Source organism: Marinoscillum sp. HNIBRBA16962 (assembly GCF_057801515.1).
This window is the reverse complement of the sequence record NZ_CM173603.1, coordinates 5,755,858-5,774,622: the sequence shown is the minus strand read 5'-3', so window position 1 is coordinate 5,774,622 and position 18,765 is coordinate 5,755,858. Positions and strand designations below refer to the sequence as shown.

The 18,765-nt window shown below is 44.7% G+C and carries 15 protein-coding genes; 11 read left to right on the top strand and 4 right to left on the bottom strand.

The window, feature by feature from the left end:
• Nucleotides 1–2,559: an ABC transporter permease gene (locus tag AC3E9V_RS23965; RefSeq protein ID WP_488750705.1), complete on the bottom strand. Its 2,559-nt coding sequence runs from the start codon at nucleotides 2,557–2,559 to the stop codon at nucleotides 1–3.
• Nucleotides 2,560–2,613: 54 nt separating this feature from the next.
• Nucleotides 2,614–3,282 carry an ABC transporter ATP-binding protein gene (locus AC3E9V_RS23960; RefSeq protein WP_488750704.1) on the bottom strand — a complete coding sequence of 223 codons (669 nt, stop codon included), beginning with the start codon at nucleotides 3,280–3,282 and terminating at the stop codon, nucleotides 2,614–2,616.
• 197 nt (nucleotides 3,283–3,479) lie between these two features.
• On the opposite strand from AC3E9V_RS23960, the gene AC3E9V_RS23955 reads away from it, so the two are divergent.
• The 6 genes from AC3E9V_RS23955 (at nucleotide 3,480) to AC3E9V_RS23930 (ending at nucleotide 10,091) form a co-directional block, all read left to right on the top strand.
• Nucleotides 3,480–4,187, top strand: coding sequence for an arylesterase (locus tag AC3E9V_RS23955; protein WP_488750703.1), 708 nt, complete (start codon nucleotides 3,480–3,482; stop codon nucleotides 4,185–4,187).
• Nucleotides 4,184–5,542 (top strand): alanine/glycine:cation symporter family protein, encoded by a 1,359-nt coding sequence (locus AC3E9V_RS23950; protein WP_488750702.1) that lies wholly within the window; start codon nucleotides 4,184–4,186, stop codon nucleotides 5,540–5,542. Before AC3E9V_RS23955 ends, AC3E9V_RS23950 begins: the two co-directional genes overlap by 4 nt.
• A 121-nt stretch (nucleotides 5,543–5,663) precedes the next feature.
• Nucleotides 5,664–7,004: a Trk system potassium transporter TrkA gene (trkA, locus tag AC3E9V_RS23945; protein WP_488750701.1), complete on the top strand. Its 1,341-nt coding sequence runs from the start codon at nucleotides 5,664–5,666 to the stop codon at nucleotides 7,002–7,004.
• Between the two features lie 3 nt (nucleotides 7,005–7,007).
• Nucleotides 7,008–8,465, top strand: coding sequence for a TrkH family potassium uptake protein (locus AC3E9V_RS23940; RefSeq protein WP_488750700.1), 1,458 nt, complete (start codon nucleotides 7,008–7,010; stop codon nucleotides 8,463–8,465).
• Between the two features lie 3 nt (nucleotides 8,466–8,468).
• Nucleotides 8,469–9,584, top strand: coding sequence for a prolipoprotein diacylglyceryl transferase (locus tag AC3E9V_RS23935; protein WP_488750699.1), 1,116 nt, complete (start codon nucleotides 8,469–8,471; stop codon nucleotides 9,582–9,584).
• A gap of 3 nt (nucleotides 9,585–9,587) precedes the next feature.
• Nucleotides 9,588–10,091 carry a hypothetical protein gene (locus tag AC3E9V_RS23930; RefSeq protein WP_488750698.1) on the top strand — a complete coding sequence of 168 codons (504 nt, stop codon included), beginning with the start codon at nucleotides 9,588–9,590 and terminating at the stop codon, nucleotides 10,089–10,091.
• On the opposite strand, the gene AC3E9V_RS23925 is transcribed toward AC3E9V_RS23930, so the two are convergent.
• On the bottom strand, nucleotides 10,071–10,826 hold the full coding sequence (locus tag AC3E9V_RS23925) for a DUF6503 family protein (RefSeq protein ID WP_488750697.1): 756 nt from the start codon (nucleotides 10,824–10,826) through the stop codon (nucleotides 10,071–10,073). The genes AC3E9V_RS23930 and AC3E9V_RS23925 overlap by 21 nt on opposite strands.
• A 412-nt stretch (nucleotides 10,827–11,238) precedes the next feature.
• Nucleotides 11,239–12,027, bottom strand: coding sequence for a DeoR/GlpR family DNA-binding transcription regulator (locus tag AC3E9V_RS23920; RefSeq protein ID WP_488750696.1), 789 nt, complete (start codon nucleotides 12,025–12,027; stop codon nucleotides 11,239–11,241).
• A gap of 636 nt (nucleotides 12,028–12,663) precedes the next feature.
• Between AC3E9V_RS23920 and AC3E9V_RS23915 the strand changes: the two genes are divergently transcribed.
• From AC3E9V_RS23915 to AC3E9V_RS23895, 5 genes are all read left to right on the top strand, one after another.
• Nucleotides 12,664–14,085: an L-fucose/L-arabinose isomerase family protein gene (locus tag AC3E9V_RS23915; RefSeq protein ID WP_488750695.1), complete on the top strand. Its 1,422-nt coding sequence runs from the start codon at nucleotides 12,664–12,666 to the stop codon at nucleotides 14,083–14,085.
• Between the two features lie 23 nt (nucleotides 14,086–14,108).
• Complete coding sequence (locus tag AC3E9V_RS23910; protein ID WP_488753681.1) at nucleotides 14,109–14,966, top strand: transketolase; 858 nt, start codon at nucleotides 14,109–14,111, stop codon at nucleotides 14,964–14,966.
• A 4-nt stretch (nucleotides 14,967–14,970) separates the two neighbouring features.
• Nucleotides 14,971–15,939: a transketolase family protein gene (locus tag AC3E9V_RS23905; protein ID WP_488750694.1), complete on the top strand. Its 969-nt coding sequence runs from the start codon at nucleotides 14,971–14,973 to the stop codon at nucleotides 15,937–15,939.
• A gap of 119 nt (nucleotides 15,940–16,058) precedes the next feature.
• Nucleotides 16,059–17,555, top strand: a complete 1,497-nt coding sequence (locus tag AC3E9V_RS23900) for an FGGY family carbohydrate kinase (RefSeq protein ID WP_488750693.1) — start codon at nucleotides 16,059–16,061, stop codon at nucleotides 17,553–17,555.
• A 62-nt stretch (nucleotides 17,556–17,617) separates the two neighbouring features.
• Nucleotides 17,618–18,676 (top strand): Ldh family oxidoreductase, encoded by a 1,059-nt coding sequence (locus AC3E9V_RS23895; RefSeq protein WP_488750692.1) that lies wholly within the window; start codon nucleotides 17,618–17,620, stop codon nucleotides 18,674–18,676.
• Nucleotides 18,677–18,765 lie beyond the last annotated feature (89 nt).

Here is an 18,765-nt window from a genome sequence, read left to right as displayed (position 1 = left end):
TTAGGTCTCTCTTCTGAGTACTTCCAGTGGGCTTTGTGATATCACCTCACGACTGTTAAACAAGCCAATGACTACCGTGGCAAAGGTTACCGACAGGGTGATCCAAAGCATACTTGTAATGTTTGGCACAAAAGTAAATTCAAAAACAAACTTACCCAGAAGGGTAGTAAAGATCACCGCTATCAGAATACCCGAAAGAGCGCCCAACGCTCCTAAGAAGAAGTATTCAGCAAAAATAATTTTCCAAAGTTTACTACTGGAAGCCCCAAGTGTGCGTAGCAGGACATTTTCACGCATCCGCTGAAAACGACTTAAAAGTATGGAGCTGATCAGCATGAGAATACCCGTGCCTATGCTGAAGAAAGCCATAAAACGGATGACAAAAGCCACCTTTCCTAAAATATCCTCCAGGGTTTTCAAAATCAGCTCCAGGTCGATGATAGAAATATTTGGATAGCTCCTTACCACAGCCTGCTGATAACGAGCGGAAAGCTCATTATTATTGATCCTGGTGATCAGCACATGAAACTGCGGGGCTTTTTCCAACACACCCTCAGGAAACAAAACCAGAAAGTTTGTCTGTACACGGTTCCAGTCAATTTCGCGAAAGCTCCCGATGTAGGTTTTGATCAGCGCTCCCTGAACATTGAAAAGCATTTCGTCTCCAAGCTCAAGCTCCAGGTTTTCAGCATAACCACTACTTATCGAGATAAAAATGGAATCGGAAGGATCTTCAATCTTACCGATCCATTTGCCTTCTTTCAGTGTTTCTGAATCAATCAGACTGTCCCGGTAAGTCACCCGGTACTCACGATTGTAGGCCCAGTCTGGCAAATTGATGGTAGTATCATTGTACGCCTCATCTTTGTCAATCCCGTTGATCTCCTCCAGTCGCATCGTCACAATAGGCACTTCCTGAATGACTGGCAGGTCATAATCCAGGGTGAGTTGTCTTACCTCTTCTTTTTGTGGTGTCTGAATATCAAAAAGCACTGTATTGGGGCGCTCATCTGCTCCGGCTATTGATACACGGTCTACGAGAAGGTTTTGCATGAAAATAAGGGTAGCAATAAACGTAGTGCCCAGGCCTAGTGTGGTTATCAACAGAGATGTCTGATTGTGTGGTCGGTAAAGGTTTGAAAGCCCCTGCCTCCAGACATAGGGGATACTGTTTGGGAGCAATTTTTTGATCAGCCATGCCAGCCCTTTTCCCGTAAGGCCCAGGATGATAATAGCTGCCAGCAAACCAAAAGTAAATACCAGGGCCTGGTCGAATTCACCTATTTGCAAATAGACCAGAACCAATATGAATAATAGGATCCCAAACCCTACGACTAGCTGGACCCAGTCCAGCCTGATCTTCCCTGTTTCCAGGTCCGATCGAATTGCCTGAAGTGGGCTGACCTTGCGCAATGAAACCAAAGAGATCAGGGCAAAAAGTACAGAAACCACCACGCCTATACCAATGCCGCTGAGCACTGAAAGCCAGGAAAAGGTTGGCTCCAGGTCCACCGGAATAAAATCACTCACCAAAACAGGCAAATACATATGAAGCCCTACACCGATCAGACTCCCGGCCACTGCTCCGATGAATCCAAAAACGCCTACCTGTATCAGGAATATGGAGATTGCCTGGTTGGATTTCATACCCAGGCAACGCAAAGTTGCTACAATTCCTACCTTTTCTTTAGAATACACATACATGGAGCTGGCTACGCCTATACACCCCAGCAGTAATGCCGTAAAAGCCACAAGTTCCAGAAAGCCGGACAAGTCTCTGAATGCCCTGCCCGTTTCCTCTTTCGTTTCTTCTATATCATCTATCCGGTAGCCTTTTTTGTCCGCAGCCTCCACCACCTTATGCCAGCCAGTGGTGTCCACTTCAGGGTCAAACATGTAGTAGTTGATGTAATTGACGCGGCTCCCTTTTTTGATAAGCTGGGTCTGGTCCAGGTAGTCATACGGTATATACACCACCGGAGCAGCCGTGGCGCCAATATCTGTTTGCCCGGGTATCTTCTGCAGCCGGCCTATAATTTCAAAGGACTGCTCACCAACTTTCACCGAGTCACCGATTGATACATTGTATTGTATCATCAGCTTCTCATCTACCAGCGCATATTTGTCTTTCTGGAAGCGGTCTGCAGCCTCCGGCGGCATGGTTTCTATTTTCCCGTAATAGGGATATGCTCCGGACAATGCCCGCACCTGTGCCAGCCTCGTCCCGTCCGTTCGCGGGAAATAAACCATGGAAGCAAAGTATGTTTCATAGGATACCTCCGGCGCCAGCTTATAGAAAGCCAGGTGGACACTATCTGCTATAGGCTGCCGATCCCTTACCTCAATATCAGCTCCCAAAAGGGTTTTTGCCTGATCGTCTATCTCGGCGAGAAGGTTTTCTCGAAAGGAAGTAATCCCCACTAGTGCGGCTATCCCCAGAGAAATAGCCATGATAAAAAGGAAAAGCTTCCCTTTGCTCTTTCGGCTATCGCGCCAGGCCATTTTTAGCGGCCATGTGAATGAATAATGCGACTTTTCTATGTTGAGTTTTTTGTCCAAATCTGTTAATTAGAATGTGAAAAGGAGAATTTTCAATTACAGTATTATCAATTCTCAATTAGCTATCCTTCCTCCCTTTAATTTGATGATCTTGTCGGTTTTGGCAGCCAGCTCATTATCATGAGTTACCAGCACCAGAGTGGTGCCTTGTTCTTTATTGATCTCAAAAAGCAATGATTCGATGGAGTGGCTGGTTTCTTCATCCAGATTTCCTGTGGGCTCATCCGCAAAAAGGATCTTGGGTCTGTTTGCAAACGCCCTGGCTATGGCCACCCTTTGCTGCTCTCCACCGGATAGCTGGCTGGGGTAGTGATCCAGTCGATCGGCCAACCCCACGCGCCTTAAGAGCTCTCCGGACAATGGTTCTATATTTTTCTCACCTCTCAGCTCCAGCGGAACCATCACATTTTCCAGCGCCGTAAGGGTGGGGATAAGCTGAAAATTCTGAAATATAAAGCCCACATACTGATTTCTCAACTGAGCAAGGTCATCTTCCGAGAGTTTGTTGAGCAGTGTGTTGCTCAGGGTTATTTTGCCCTCTGTTACCCGATCCAAACCTGCACAGAGTCCAAGTAATGTGGTTTTTCCACTCCCGGAAGGGCCAACGATGGACATGCTTTTACCTTCCTCCAGGTCAAAGGAAATATTCTCAAGTACATTGATCTGACGGTGGCCACTTTGAAATGACTTGGTTAGGTTTTCTACCTCTAAAATACTCGACATTTAATTGAGTTTTAACCCGTATTATTCATGAAAAATACGGTGCTGTTTGGTACAAATGATTGATATCAATGAGTTACAGGTTCTCATTAATTATTCCCGGATTATCCGGGTTTAAATGAATAAAACGAATTCACCCAGATCATGTTTACTAATTTTCGGGTCATCCCTGACGATTAGCCAATATATTTGCAGGATCTATGAAAACGTACAATGGAATAACCCTGATCTTTTCAGGCCTGCTGTTTTTAGCTGCAGCCTGTGAAAATACCAAATCAGGGAGCAACGACAACAAAGAGCAGGAAGTTAGTAGCCAGGAAATTTCTGAAGAAGAGAGCAATGAACCCATCATTCTCTTCTTTGGCAATAGTATTACGGCAGGTTACGGAGTGGACCTGGAGCAGGCATTCCCGAACCTTATCCAGGAAAGACTTGATTCACTCGGATATGATTACAAAGTAGTAAATGCAGGCCTGAGTGGTGAAACTACAGCTGGTGGCCTCAATCGTATCGAATGGGTGCTACGAACAGTCCCGGATATATTTGTGCTTGAGCTTGGCGCAAATGATGGCCTTCGGGGGCTTAATCTGGACGAAACCAGAAGTAATCTGGAATACATTATTGAAAAAGTGCGTGAAGCTAATCCGGAAGTAAAGATCATCCTTGCAGGGATGATGGTGCCTCCGAATATGGGCAGCGACTATTCGAAAAAGTTTGAAACCATCTTTCCTGAGTTAGCAAAAGAGAAAAACGTTATATTGATCCCCTTTATACTCGATGGAGTGGCCGGTAACCCGGAACTCAACCTCCCCGATGGAATCCACCCCACACCTGAAGGCCATGAGATTGTGGCTGACAATGTCTGGCAAAAACTGAAGCCACTTCTGGAAACGAAAGAAAGCTTATGAGTGTAGAGGCGTTTTTTAGTGAAGCCGCCGACTTTGTATGGGGGACACCATTACTCATTCTTCTTCTAGGAGGCGGATTTTTCTTTATGATCTATTCCCGATTCCTACCCTTCAGGTATTTCAGACATGCCGTAAATGTACTCAGAGGCAAATATGATGATCCGGACGATCCGGGGGAGATCAATCATTTTCAGGCACTTTCAGGAGCTCTTGCCGCTACGATCGGCATGGGAAATATCAGTGGTGTGGCTCTGGCGATTTATTCCGGGGGCCCCGGGGCTATTTTCTGGATGTGGGTAAGCGCCTTCCTCGGGATGGCTACCAAGTTTTTTACCTGCACACTGGCGGTCATGTACAGAGGGAAGGATTCCGAAGGCAAGCTACAGGGCGGTCCGATGTACTATATCCGGGAAGGTCTGGGAAAGAAATGGATGCCGCTCGCCATTTTCTTTTCTGTAGTGGGCTTCTTTGGAGCAACACCCGTATTTCAAACCAACCAAATGGTGGCCGTGATCCGGGATGTCTTTCTGAAACCATACGGGATGGTTGCTGACAGTGAGTTCAATACGAATTTGATCGTGGGCATAGTGATCGCACTGCTGGTGGCTGCTGTGATCCTTGGAGGTATCAAGCGTATCGGAAATGTAGCTTCGAAGCTTGTTCCTGCAATGGTGCTGCTCTATTCAGGAAGTGTAATTTTGATATTGATACTGAATTCCACAGACATCATCCCCTCCTTTGTGTTTATCATCGAGGATGCCTTTTCGGCAAAAGCTGCGTTGGGAGGAGCTTTTGGTATGATCGTAATAGAAGGAGCCAAACGAGCAGCTTTCTCCAATGAAGCCGGGATAGGCACAGCCCCGATGATGCACGGAGCAGCCAAAACAAAAGAACCGGTACGGGAAGGGCTGGTTGCCATGCTGGGGCCTGCTATTGATACGTTGATTATCTGCACCATGACCGGACTTTGTATCCTGATCACGGGCGTCTGGGATTCCGGAGAAGCAAACGGCATCCTGCTTACTGCACAGGCATTTGAACAAACACTACCGGGGGCAGGACCATTTATTTTGCTGATCTGCGTAATGATCTTTGCAATTACTACAGTCTTTGGTTTAGCGTATTACGGTCGAAAATGCCTGTCATTCCTTATCGGAGCAAAGTATGGCAAACTATTTAATTACTGGTACATTGCTTTGATCCTTGTGGGGTCCGTGGCCAGCCTGAGTGTGGTGGTAAATATTGTGTTCGTAGCCTATGGGCTTATGTCCATTCCTACGATGATCGGGGCCATTTTACTGGCGCCTAAAGTATCACAGGCTGCAAAAGCTTATTTTAAGCAAGTGAAAGAATGACAGCCGGACAGTCCATAGATAACACTTACCCCTCCAGATGGTTAACTTATCGAATAAGGCAAATAAGTTTGTTTCTCTGGCTTTCATTTGCTTTATATTTGCCCTCCTATAAGGAATTGCTATGAGAATAATCATTGCAGGTGCCGGGGATCTGGGGTTTCATCTGGCTAAGCTTTTAGCTTACGAAGAGCAAGACATCATCCTCATTGATCAGGACAGTGCAGTCCTGGAACATGCGTCCAACCACCTGGACGTACATACAATAAAAGGCAGCTCTACCTCCATCCACGTCCTGGAAGAAGCCAATGTCTCAAAAGCGGACCTGCTCATTGCAGTGACATCCATTGAGGACACCAACATCACTACGGCCTCTATCGGCAAAACCCTTGGTGCAAAGCGTACCATAGCACGTGTCTCCAATATCGAGTTTTTGCACCAGCGGGAAAAATGTGACCTGAAGACCATCGGTATAGATGAAATTATCTCTCCGGAATCATTGGCTGCCCGTGAGATCAAGCGATTATTGAAAGAGTCCGCTCTTACTGATACGTTTGAATTTGAGAAAGGAATGCTTTCCCTGATCGGGATCACTGTGGACGAAAACTCTGAGCTAAGAGATAAAACACTTACCGAAACTGCGTATCTCAACCCGGATCATAATTTCACTACAATAGCTATCCTCCGGGATAATCACACGATCATTCCACATGGTGAAAATAAGTTCCAGCTCAATGATCACGCTTATTTCATTGCCGAGCCCAGCGGGATTGAGCGGGTAATGGCCCTGGCCGGAAAAGAGCGGTTTGACATCAAAAACATTATGATCCTCGGTGGCAGTAAGGTAGGGATCAATACTGCCCGTCAATTGAGTAAAAAATACAGTATCAAGCTGATCGAGAGGGACAAGGATAAATGTTTTGCCCTGGCTGATGAGCTGACAGACACCATGATCATCAATGGTGATGGACGGGACATAGACCTGCTAAGAGAAGAGGGTATCGATCACATGGATGCCTTTATTGCGGTGACGGGTAATTCTGAGACCAACATTATCTCGTCCCTTGTAGCCAAAAACAATGGTGTGAATAAAACCATCGCTGCAGTGGAAAATATGGATTACATCCATCTTTCCCAAAGCATTGGGGTAGATACGCTGATCAATAAAAAACTGATCGCGGCAAACTTTATTTTCAGATATATCCGAAAGGGACAGGTACTAAACCTCACCAGTATTCATGGTGTAGATGCAGAGATCCTTGAGTTTGAAGTACATCCAAACTCGAAGATCCTCCAGCAGGAGCTCAGGAATCTTGATTTCCCCAGAACTGCAATTATCGGAGGTGTCATCAGGAAAGGTGCCGGACACACTGTGAGAGGGAGTTTCCACTTTCAGCCAAAAGACCGGGTAGTGGTGCTGTCAAAATCCGAGTGCATACACAAAGTAGAAAGTTTCTTTAAATAAGGCATGTTTTTTAACTATCGGGTCATCATCAACATCCTGGGCACTTTACTAATGCTCAATGGGGCCTTTATGCTGACCTCCCTGCCTTTCAGCCTGTACTATGGAGAAGGAGATGTGTGGGCTATACTTGGTTCTGCGGCAGTTACTGCATCCTTTGGCTTTGTGATGTGGATCTTTTCCAGGCGAAACCTCAATAAAGAACTTAAGAAAAGGGATGGCTATCTGGTAGTAGCAGGAGGATGGCTTATCATGTCTTTTTTTGGCTCGCTCCCGTATATTCTCAGTGGTTCTATCCCCAATCTAACCGATGCTTTCTTTGAAACATTATCCGGTTTTTCCACAACAGGCGCCACAATCCTTACGGATATCGAATCTGTCAACAAGGGGATCCTCTTTTGGCGGAGCCTTACACAGTGGATAGGGGGAATGGGGATCATCGTGCTTACTGTAGCTATCTTACCGATATTGGGTATTGGTGGTATGCAGCTATTCGTAGCTGAAGCACCCGGTATCTCTCCGGATAAGCTTCAGCCAAGGATTAAAGAAACGGCTAAAAGACTTTGGTTGATCTATATCGGGCTTACCGGACTGGAAACTTTGTTGCTTTGGGCCGGAGGCCTGTCTTTTTATGACGCTATCAACCACGGCCTCACCACCATGGCTACAGGAGGGTTTTCCACCAAAAACGCCAGCATTGCTTACTTCACTTCCCCTTTTATTCAGTATGTCATCATCGTATTTATGTTCCTCGCCGGAACCAATTTCACAATGACTTACTTCGCTCTGCACGGACGTTTCAAAAAAGTTTATAACAATGATGAATTTAGATCCTATCTGGGAACTTGCATCCTTTTTACATTGATCGTGGCGGGAGTTATTTATGGATTGGGTTATGAAAATCAGGAACAATCATTTAGAGATGCAGCTTTTCAGGTAGTTTCTATCGTTACTACCACCGGATACATCACCGCTGATTATACTGCCTGGACCCCTTTCATTACTATTCTCTTTTTTATTATGATGTTTTTTGGAGGTTCAGCCGGGTCTACGGCCGGTGGTGTAAAGATCGTCAGGCACATGATCCTGATCAAAAACAGCATCCTGGAACTCAAGCGCCAACTGCATCCAAATGCCGTGATTCCCGTAAGATTCAATGGCAAAGCTGTCTCCAGGGAGATTACCTACAACATTCTGGCGTTTATCATGATCTATATTTTCATTTTCGCGATCGGGTCTATTGTTATGGGTGTTTTAGGGGCCGATTTTGAAACAGCTATCGGGTCTGTGGCAACCTGTCTTGGAAATATTGGTCCGGGGATTGGTTCTGTGGGCCCGGTTGATAACTTTGCCGGCATATCTGCTCCGGGTAAGTGGCTGCTGGCATTTTTGATGCTGCTGGGCAGACTGGAGCTTTTTACGGTTTTAATGTTATTTACACCCTATTTCTGGAAAACAAACTAATACATGCATTTTATCCTCGACTTCCTTATCTGGAGCCCCGACCCTGAAATTTTTGTCATCCCCGGTATCGATCATCCAGTAGTATGGTATGGTTTATTATTTGCTGGTGGATTTATTCTGTCTCAGCAGGCTATGTTCTGGATGTTTAGAAAAGAAGGGCGGCCGGAGAAGGATGTGGAGAAACTTACCCTTTACATGGTAGTTGCCACAGTCATCGGGGCACGTTTAGGTCATTGTTTGTTTTACAATCCTGGCCATTATTTATCCAATCCTATAGAAATTATCAAAGTATGGGAAGGGGGTCTTGCCAGTCATGGTGGAGCCATTGGGATCATTATTGCTATTTACCTTTTCGGAAAAAAGTACCCGCAGTACCCCATGCTCTGGATGCTGGACCGCCTGGTGATCGTTGTGGCGCTGACAGGTGCGATGATCCGCACCGGAAACTTTGTAAACTCAGAGATGGAAGGTGTAGAAACCAACTCCAAAATGGGTGTGGTTTACGCCCGGTATACCAAAGAGGTGCTGGAATATGATGATGAAAAGGTAGATGAGGTCACTTTTGAAAAAGGGGGAGATAAAGTAAGCAATATGCCAGGCCGGTATCCGGTTACGGCTAAAGTGATTTTTGAAAGAGGAATAGATTTCACTGAAAGAGATAAAGCATTTTTTGAAAACCAGATCCGAAATGCGCTGGTGAGCTATGATGAAGTGACTCAGCACATAGATTTTGGGAAAGATGAACCGCTGGCCTACAAAGTATACCAGGAAGATGGAAGAAACATCGTAGAGATCTATGGGATAGGCATTGTACGTCATGCAGCCCAGCTTTATGAAGCAGCCTATTGTGTGCTAATCATGCTTGTTTTATTCTGGCTTTGGAAAAACAAGCGGTTTACACTGCCTCAGGGCTTCAACTTTGCACTGTTTATGATCGTCCTTTGGGCGTTAAGATTCGTAGATGAGTTTTTCAAAATGAACCAGGAGGCTTTTGAAGATGACCTGGCACTGAACATGGGACAGATCCTGAGTATACCGCTTTCTCTCGCAGGAGTGGTCATGCTGGTGTGGTTCTTTCAAAAGCAAAAGAAGACCATGGCTGGGGAAGAGAGAGCTTAAAAGATGAAAGGGAAACGAGAGGAAAAGTCAAAGAAGGTAGAAAAATCGACTATCAAATCTGTCAATGAACTACTGAATAGGATATATCAGACTGAATCTGAAAATGTAAAAATCGTTTCAGCAAGAGTTGATGTGGTTTTTTTATCTACTAGTGCGGCTTCCCTTCTCTTTATTTTTCAAAACGAGAATCTTACGTGTCAATTCACTCTAGTTTTGAGTGCTACATTTTTTGTAATTGAGATAATTCTAAATCTCTTATTTTTAATAATAACTCAAAGAAAATCTAGTAAGAGAATGACCAACTACGCTACTCATTTATTTGAATTAGGGTTGAAAAAAGAGTGGTTAAAAAAAGATTTTGTAGATTTTTACAACAAAATGGTTAACCCAGAGGAAAAGGAGGAAAAATCATTGTGGCATAAAAACTTCTACAAACCAAACCTTTGGTATCAATTTGGGATTTGGGGCTTAGCAGTGGTTTTACTATTAATTGGAAGCATTGATTAAGTTTCTCACTTGAATTTCCTCATTCTCTATCCTGGATAACTCTTTCAAGCTTCCCTTTTCAAAAAGTTTTGGGAGCTTTCGTAAAGGCGTACCCACTGGCACCTCATAATTGACATAATCCTGAAACAGGATACCTCCTCGCACCACCCGGTTATAGGCCTCTCTAAAGCGAACTCCACCTCCATCAGTCTGATAGTTATAGGCCAGGTAATCCAGTTTGTGGGTTTTTTGGTTGATCCAGTACATGTACTCATCTTCAAAATCTTCTCCGCCGCCCTCAGTGTCAAAGGTCACTTTTACTGCATCGTACTTCTCACCCTTTATTTCTACCTGTCCCTGATGCGTTTTATTCACAGCAGGATCATTAAGCAGGTAGGGCAACTGGACAAAATACAGCACCGAGTTAACCGAGTTTGAGTATTTCGTTTTCATAGTGTCTGGTAAGGAAACCGTATCTCCATTTCTGGATCTTGTGAATTCACTACTATTGACCAGCACATCTTTTATGGTATCTCCGTCCTGAATAAACGTTCGTGTATAAACATACTTATTTTCTGTCCTTGTTGCACTGTAGCTTCTGTCCCGAAAATCAAATGAAACTGTTGCACCCATAAAGTGCTTTCCTCCATGGGTTGCTATGGCCTGATCAATAACTTTCTGGGCGTTACCCGTCCCGGAATCTGAACAACAGTAAAAGACCAATACAGACAAAACTACAATTACGATGTATCTCATATCAGGAAAAACGAATTACCACACAGGCCGTTGGTCAGAAATGGATGAATTGTAAGATTTATGACATGAATGGGTGATAATGGGTTAAGTTAGCGCAACATATAGTCAGTAAATTCTTGACAAAGATTCTGTAAATGAAAAGTAGGCAATCCGATAACTATCGGATCGCTGATTTCAGTATGTTTAAGATTCTCTTGACAAACGGAAAGTGAATTCCCCTCGCATTCGATAATCATCAATCAAGGATTCCCCCTTAAAAAGGGGGAGACAGGGGGTTGTAAAAGGCATCTTTTACACAAGGCGGTGGGAATACTAAGATCTGTCAGGCTATTTCCTATTGTATTTTTTAAGCAGTCGCCAGTTACGCTGTCCATGTGGGTGCAAGTCTTATCGAATCGAACAGCACAAGAAATCACTCGCTTGCATGGGTAATGATCAATTCTATTTCGTGCTCTTCAAAGACTTTCTTATCCTTCTTGTTAATACCTTCGTCAGTAATGATGTAATCGATCAACGAAAGTGCACCTAAACTGGCTAATGCGCTCTTTCCTATCTTTGAAGAATCGGCGACCAGGTAGGTGATATCAGCCGCCTCTATCATGGCCTTTTTAACTACGATATCACTAATGCTGGGATAGGTAAGTCCGGATTTTAAAGATATTCCGGCAGTCGCCAAAAACAACTTTTGAACATTTAGCCCTTTAAAAAAATCTGCAGCCTTCTGACCGGTTAAGGACAAGGTTGGCGGCTTGAATTCTCCTCCGGTAACAATGACCTCTATTCCGGGTTCAGCGCCAAGCATCAGGGCTATGTTCAGGGCATTGGTGATCACCGTTAAATTTTTCATGCCTTTTAGCCTTTTGGCTATCTCTGTTGTGGTAGACCCGGAATCCAGAATAATCGTATCCCCCGACTCTATGTATTCCAGGCATTTTCCGGCAATCAACCCTTTTTTTTCCATGTTTTCCTGGTGGGTCAGGGAAAAATTGCGCACGTGGTCTTCCACATTTTTAAGAAATGCACCTCCATGCTCACGAATGATCAGTCCATCATTTTCCAGCTTTTCGAGATCCTGCCTGATCGTAACCTCGGTGACTTTAAATAATTTCGCAAGATTCGTCACTTTGGCAGACCCGTCTTCCCGAAGAAGATCCATGATCTTTTCTCGACGCTGATTGGCCATTAAATTCTCCAACTTCATCCTGTAAAACCTGGTTTAATTGAAATCCTAAAGCAACTTAATAAATTACATAGTAACCGCCCCAATTACTTGTGATAAGGCGAATCTATTCTTTCAGTAATTCAAAAACTTAAAACAAGTTAAAAGAAAGTAAATGAAAATAATCAACATACCCTAAAAATAGAAACCATAAACATAATTGGTATAAAAGAGATCGTCTTTTCCTTTTATATCTTATTTAGAGTAGCTCTATTTTTGTCCAAATGCTGATATTAGAGGGAAATTCAAAATAGAAGGGGAGTATTGTTTTCCTTATTCACAAGAAACTACAAGCAAAAAAACGAAAATTAAAGAAAGTAAAACGAAAATTATTACCTTTGGGTTTTCACGTTAAAGCAGGATCTCAAAAAACAGGAGAAAAGGTGCTTTTCCCGGCTACTGCCCGAATATCTTTAAAATCCGAACTTATGACAAAATCAGGGCGATCGCATGGGGGTTGATCCTATATCTTCAGCGTCAGACGGTTGGCAGGCGGAGTATCGGGCAATAGCAGTAGAACATATAACCGTCAGACTGCTATTAGGGAAGGCTACCTGTCTCACATACAATGGATAAGTAGAAATGGAGCTTTAACATGCACAAACAAAATAACCAGAAATGAAATATAAAAAATTTAGTTTAGGTGTAATTATAGGAAACAGGGACTTCTTTCCGGACAAGCTGGTATCCGAAGCCCGCGCGGAAATCCTGAGGGTATTGGATGAACATGGGATCACTCCGGTGATCCTGGGCGAACAGGATTCAAAACTTGGTGGTGTTGAGACCTTTACAAATGCGAGAAAGTGTGCCGATCTGTTTAAAAAGCACAAAGAGGAAATAGCCGGGGTGCTGGTCGTTCTTCCGAATTTCGGAGATGAACGTGGCGTTGCAGATGCCTTACAGCTGTCCGGATTAAACGTACCGGTGCTGATTCAGGGGTATCCGGATGATCTGAACAAATTAAACGTCGCAAATCGTAGAGATGCCTGGTGTGGGAAGATCTCAGTATGTAATAATCTGTATCAATACGGGATCAAATACTCCCTGACAACAAAACATGTGGTACGACCGGACAACCCCTCATTCCAGGAGGACCTGAAGAAGTTTGTTGGAGTTTGTCGTGTGGTTAAGGGAATGAAAAATGTCCGGATCGGCGCTATTGGTGCAAGACCCACGGAATTTAACACAGTGAGATACAGCGAAAAGATCTTGCAGGCAAATGGAATTTCAGTGGTGACCTGTGATTTGTCAGAGATCCTGGGGAATGCTGAGAAATTATCTAAAGATGACAATCGCGTAAAACAACATCTGGAAAAAATACATCAATATGCTTCTGTCGGGAAGACTCCAAACGAAGCCCTGATCCAGATCGCCAGACTGGACGTGGTCCTGAATGATTTCATGGAAGAAAATGTACTGGATGCCAACGCTATTCAATGCTGGACTTCATTGCAGCAAAACTATGGATGCAATGTTTGTACAAGTTCGAGCATGTTTAGCGAAGGAATGATCCCAAGTGCATGTGAAGTAGATGTAACCGGAACTCTGACCATGTATGCCCTGCAGTTGGCTTCAGCTAGTCCCAGCGCACTGGTTGACTGGAACAACAATTATGCTGACGATGATGAAAAATGCGTCCTGTTCCATTGCGGTAACTGGGCAAAATCCTTTCTCCCGAACATTGAAATCAGCAATGCCCCCATTCTTGGTACGACCGTAGGTGTAGAAAATACCTACGGCGCACTGGACGGACGCACTCCCGCATCACCATTGACATTTGGCCGCATCAGTACGGATGATATAAGAGGGGTCATGAAAGCTTATGTTGGCGATGGAGAGTTGACAGATGATGAGCTGAAAACATTTGGGAACAGAGCTGTAGCCAGAATCCCGAACCTTCAGGGTCTAATGCAATACATATGTAAAAATGGGTTTGAACATCATGTGGTAATGAATGCTTCTCATACCTCCGGTATACTAAAGGAAGCTTTTGAGAATTATCTGGGGTATGAAGTTTATCACCACCAATTGAATGAATAAACAAAGGCGAAAAGGGGGTTGTCATTGCTGGCAACTCTCACAGTGAATTCAATAATATGGAGGCAAACGAATTAAGATTAAACTCGATAAAGCTCAGGAAAAACCTGCTCAAATATATTTACATGGCCAAAGCAGGCCATACAGGTGGAAGTCTCTCCTGCGTTGACATTCTGAATGTATTGTATAACAGGGTGTTGAATGTAGATCCGGACAATTTCGCTGACCCAGACAGGGACCGGTACATACAGAGCAAAGGGCATTCGGTTGAAGCCTTGTATGTTACGCTTGCTGATCGTGGATTCTTTCCTGAATCGGACCTGAAAACAATGGGAAAGTATCAATCGCATTATATAGGGCACCCGACCAAAAAAGTTAATGGTGTGGAACAAAACACCGGAGCGCTTGGTCACGGGCTGGCCCTTTGTGTGGGGGAAGCCATTGCCGCCAAACTTGACAAAAAGAGCCATCGGGTTTTCACCTTGTTGGGTGATGGGGAGTTGCCGGAGGGGTCAAACTGGGAGGCCTTTTTAGCGGCTGCACATTACAACCTGGACAATTTATACGCCATACTGGATTATAACAAGCAACAGATCACGGGGGAAAACCGCGAGGTGATGAATACAGAGCCCGTGCAGGATAAACTGAAAGCCTTTGGTTGGTCTGTCAGAGAGGTTGATGGTCATGATGTGGATCAGTTGGAACAAGCATTGAACAATGGTCCTTTCGAAGTAGGAAAACCCAATTTCATCATTGCCCACACTATTAAAGGAAAAGGAATAAGCTACATGGAAAGAGTGATCAAGTGGCATCACGGAGTCCCTACCGCTGAACAATATGAAGCTGCCCAGCAGGAATTAGACAAATCAGAGGTCTTAATTTAAGAACATGCAATTAGACATAATAGAAGAACGATCATTAGAAATGGGTAAGCCCAACCAGGAGATTTTTGCTAAAACCCTGGAAGAGCTTGCGGCCAAAGACCCGAAGATCATTGCGGTCACCAGCGATTCTCGAGGTTCTGGCAAATTGGTCCCTTTTGGAAAGAAATTTCCTGATCAGATCGTTGAAGTGGGCATTGCGGAGCAGAACCTTGTAGGCATAGCAGCCGGACTGGCTTCTGCAGGGAAAAAAAGCTTTGCTATTTCTCCTGCTTGTTTTTTAAGTGCCCGGGCATTGGAACAAATCAAGAATGATGTGGCCTATTCTGATAATCCGGTTACCCTGGTTGGCATTAGCGCCGGTGTAAGTTATGGTAGCCTGGGAAGTACGCATCATAGTTTGCATGACTATGCTGCACTTCGTGCCATCAATAACCTAATTATTGTGGCCCCGGCAGATAATTTTGAAACAAGAGAAGCCGTCCTGGCAGCGGCAAACATAGAAAAACCGGTTTATATCAGAATTGGTAAAAAAGCCATGCCCTACCTAAACCCGGAAAACAAGACCTTCAAATTTGGAAAGGGCCGAGTGGTTCGCGAAGGAGATGACCTGGCCATTATCGCCACTGGAGAGACTGTTTATCCGGCCTGGCAGGCAGCTGAAAAACTGGAGGAAGAAACGGGCCTGTCTGCAACAGTGGTCAGTATGCATACCATTAAACCATTGGATACCGCACTTCTGGATCAACTCAGCGACAATGGGAGACCCATCATTACTGTGGAGGAGCACATGGTAAACGGAGGTCTGGGAGAGGCTTGTGCTTCCTATTTTTTTCAAAAAGGGGCCAAAAATTCTTTCCATATCATGGGTATACCGGATGAATATACCGTAACAGGATCACAGATGGAAATCCTTAAACATTACGGGATCTCCGGAGAGGGTATAGCGTCCAGAGCGAAAGAACTGTTGAAATGAACTCAACGATGGGACGGTACTACCGGATGTCTCCCCTTTTTGGCAGCAGGTCATCAAGGGGCTGGTCATTCTGCTCGGTGATCGTTGATAAATCTAGTTCGAAAAACAAAGAATAAAACATGTCAGAATCCAACATACTGGCCGTCGATCAGGGAACCAGCAGTACCAAAACGATCATTTTCGATCGGCAGGGCAAAGCCCTGAGCAAGGGAACTGAACCGTTAAAAACCTACTACCTGGAAGGAGGAATGGTAGAACAGGACCCGGAGGATATTTACCAAAATGTCCTGTTATCGATCAGGAAATGCCTGCAGGATTTTGATGCTAAAGGAAATGATCGATCCTCTATCAAGACTTGTGGTATTTCGAATCAGCGTGAGACATTTGTCATTTGGGATAAAAACGGGACTCCTCTTTATAATGCGATAGTGTGGCAATGCAAGCGGTCAGTCGATATCTGCGATAGACTTAAAGAAGATGGTCTGGAGTCTAAAATACAGCAACGGACCGGCCTGATCATTGACCCTTATTTTTCAGGTTCCAAGGTGATCTGGCTCTACCAGAATCATGCAAAAGTAAGAAATGCGATAGATGCCGGCGAAGCCTACTTCGGTAATATTGATGCATGGATACTTTACAAGTTAACCGGGGGGAGCTGCTACATGACCGACTATACCAACGCTTCCAGAACCATGTTTTTCAACCTGACCTCCCTAGAATGGGACCGGGAATTGTTGGCCGATTTTGGTCTTCAAAACCTAAACCTTCCTGAATTAAGACCTTCCGCTTCTCACTTTGGTGAAACTCACCTGGCCGGCATGCTTGATCAGAAGATCAGCATTTCCTCCCTGATCGGAGATTCTCACGCTGCGGCTTTTGGCGAACGCTGTTTTAAAGCTGGCGACGCTAAAGCTACCCTGGGTACAGGAAGCTCCATACTCATGAATATTGGCCCTCAGCCTAAATCATCAAAGAATGGAATGGTATCAACGATCTGTTGGAGCATGGAAGGCCGAGTGGATTATGCGCTAGAAGGGATTATTGTCTCCGCTGGCGCCACCATAGAATGGATAAAAAACCAGCTGGGCTTATTTGAAGATGCTGCCGATCTGGAGAAAATTTGCAGGTCCGTGGACGACAATGGAGGGGTCTACATTGTCCCGGCATTCAGTGGTCTGGGAGCGCCACATTGGGACATGAAACGAAAGGGAAGCATTGAGGGCCTGACATTTGACTCCACCAGGGAGCACATTATTAGAGCGTCCGTTGAATCCGTTCCCTATCAAATTACCGATGTGATCCTTGCCATGGAACAAGACTCAGGTACTCGACTCTCTGAACTTAAAATTGATGGAGGGATCACCAACAACAAGTTTGTGGTTCAGCTTCTTGCAGATCTGCTGGATCGAAAAGTAACCAATATTCAAATAGCTGATGTTTCGGCTCTGGGGGCAGGATACCTGGCAGGAATCGGATCGGGCATCTATCAGGATATTGATGAACTAATGACGTTTGATCAGGATTCCGGCACTACCCTGGCAGGCGAAGGTAAAAACAAAGCAAAAAACGCTTATCTTGGTTGGTCGAAAACTGTAAGCAGGGCAAAGAATTTCTAGTAGGGCAGAGCACTATTCAGTGAGCAGTTAACAAGTAGCATCAAAATTATCTGTTTTCGATCATGTCACACTATAAGTACACAGAACTCATCCGAATGGTCACAGATCTGCTGGTCTGCTCGGGTTTTCCGGTTGACCGGGCTCAGATAACAGCCGAAACACTGGTTGAAGCCGATCTCATGGGGCACTATACACATGGATTGGCGCTGATCGACCCCTATCTGAAAGATGTGGCTAAAGGTGGAATGAAAATGCAGGGTGAGCCGGAGGTGGTGAGGGATACCGGGGCAAGCATCACCTGGAATGGAGACTACATGTCCGGACCCTGGCTGGTACAAAATGCCATGGAATTGGGATTTGACCGGATCAAACATCACCCGGTTGTGACGATTTCCATAGCAAAAAGTCATCATATCGGATGTCTGGCCGCTTATCCGGAACAGGCCACTCGTAGAAACCTGATGATGCTTTTATCCTGTTCAGATCCACTAAATGCAACAGTTGCCCCGTTTGGAGGAACAAAGGGGATTTACAGTCCGAATCCCCTTGCGATTGGGATACCTACGCAAAACGATCCTATCATCATTGATATCAGTATGTCAACCACTGCGAATGGATTAGTCAATTTGAAGAAAAAAAAGGGAGAAAAACTTCCTTATAAATGGCTACTTAAGCCAGATGGCCAACCTACCGATGATCCAAATTCATTCTTTGAAAACCCGCCTTCTACAATTTTGCCACTGGGAGGAATGGAATCCGGTTACAAGGGGTTCGGGTTAGGACTTTTGATTGAAATGCTGACATCAGGACTTGCTGGTCATGGCAGAGCTGATCATCCGACCCAATGGGGGGCAAGTGTGTTCATTCAGCTGATCAATCCTCAGGGATTTGGCGGGACTGATGCATTCAACCGACAGGCCCAATACCTGGTAGATGCATGCCTTGGGTCTGAGCCCCTTGACCCACAAAACCCCGTCAGGATACCAGGGAGTCGTGCATTAAGATTGCGCGAAAAGCGGAAGAAAGAAGGTATTCCGTTGTCCTCCGACATCATTGACTCACTTAAAGCATGGGCTGAAAAACTGGATTTCGATATTAGCAGGTATTTATCGGACAACTAATTGATTTATTGATGATCACGACTTTTGCTTTGATTAATGGGCAATTCAGTGATTTCAACACCGTAAACGTAGGATATTAACGATTGTAC

What these genes read in the sequence shown, in the direction of transcription:
- AC3E9V_RS23960 (WP_488750704.1), bottom strand. Translation starts at nt 3,282, where the DNA reads ATGTCGAGTATTTTAGAGGTAGAAAACCTAACCAAGTCATTTCAAAGT.
- AC3E9V_RS23955 (WP_488750703.1), top strand. Translation starts at nt 3,480, where the DNA reads ATGAAAACGTACAATGGAATAACCCTGATCTTTTCAGGCCTGCTGTTT.
- AC3E9V_RS23950 (WP_488750702.1), top strand. Translation starts at nt 4,184, where the DNA reads ATGAGTGTAGAGGCGTTTTTTAGTGAAGCCGCCGACTTTGTATGGGGG.
- trkA (WP_488750701.1), top strand. Translation starts at nt 5,664, where the DNA reads ATGAGAATAATCATTGCAGGTGCCGGGGATCTGGGGTTTCATCTGGCT.
- AC3E9V_RS23940 (WP_488750700.1), top strand. Translation starts at nt 7,008, where the DNA reads ATGTTTTTTAACTATCGGGTCATCATCAACATCCTGGGCACTTTACTA.
- AC3E9V_RS23935 (WP_488750699.1), top strand. Translation starts at nt 8,469, where the DNA reads ATGCATTTTATCCTCGACTTCCTTATCTGGAGCCCCGACCCTGAAATT.
- AC3E9V_RS23930 (WP_488750698.1), top strand. Translation starts at nt 9,588, where the DNA reads ATGAAAGGGAAACGAGAGGAAAAGTCAAAGAAGGTAGAAAAATCGACT.
- AC3E9V_RS23925 (WP_488750697.1), bottom strand. Translation starts at nt 10,826, where the DNA reads ATGAGATACATCGTAATTGTAGTTTTGTCTGTATTGGTCTTTTACTGT.
- AC3E9V_RS23920 (WP_488750696.1), bottom strand. Translation starts at nt 12,027, where the DNA reads ATGAAGTTGGAGAATTTAATGGCCAATCAGCGTCGAGAAAAGATCATG.
- AC3E9V_RS23915 (WP_488750695.1), top strand. Translation starts at nt 12,664, where the DNA reads ATGAAATATAAAAAATTTAGTTTAGGTGTAATTATAGGAAACAGGGAC.
- AC3E9V_RS23905 (WP_488750694.1), top strand. Translation starts at nt 14,971, where the DNA reads ATGCAATTAGACATAATAGAAGAACGATCATTAGAAATGGGTAAGCCC.
- AC3E9V_RS23900 (WP_488750693.1), top strand. Translation starts at nt 16,059, where the DNA reads ATGTCAGAATCCAACATACTGGCCGTCGATCAGGGAACCAGCAGTACC.
- AC3E9V_RS23895 (WP_488750692.1), top strand. Translation starts at nt 17,618, where the DNA reads ATGTCACACTATAAGTACACAGAACTCATCCGAATGGTCACAGATCTG.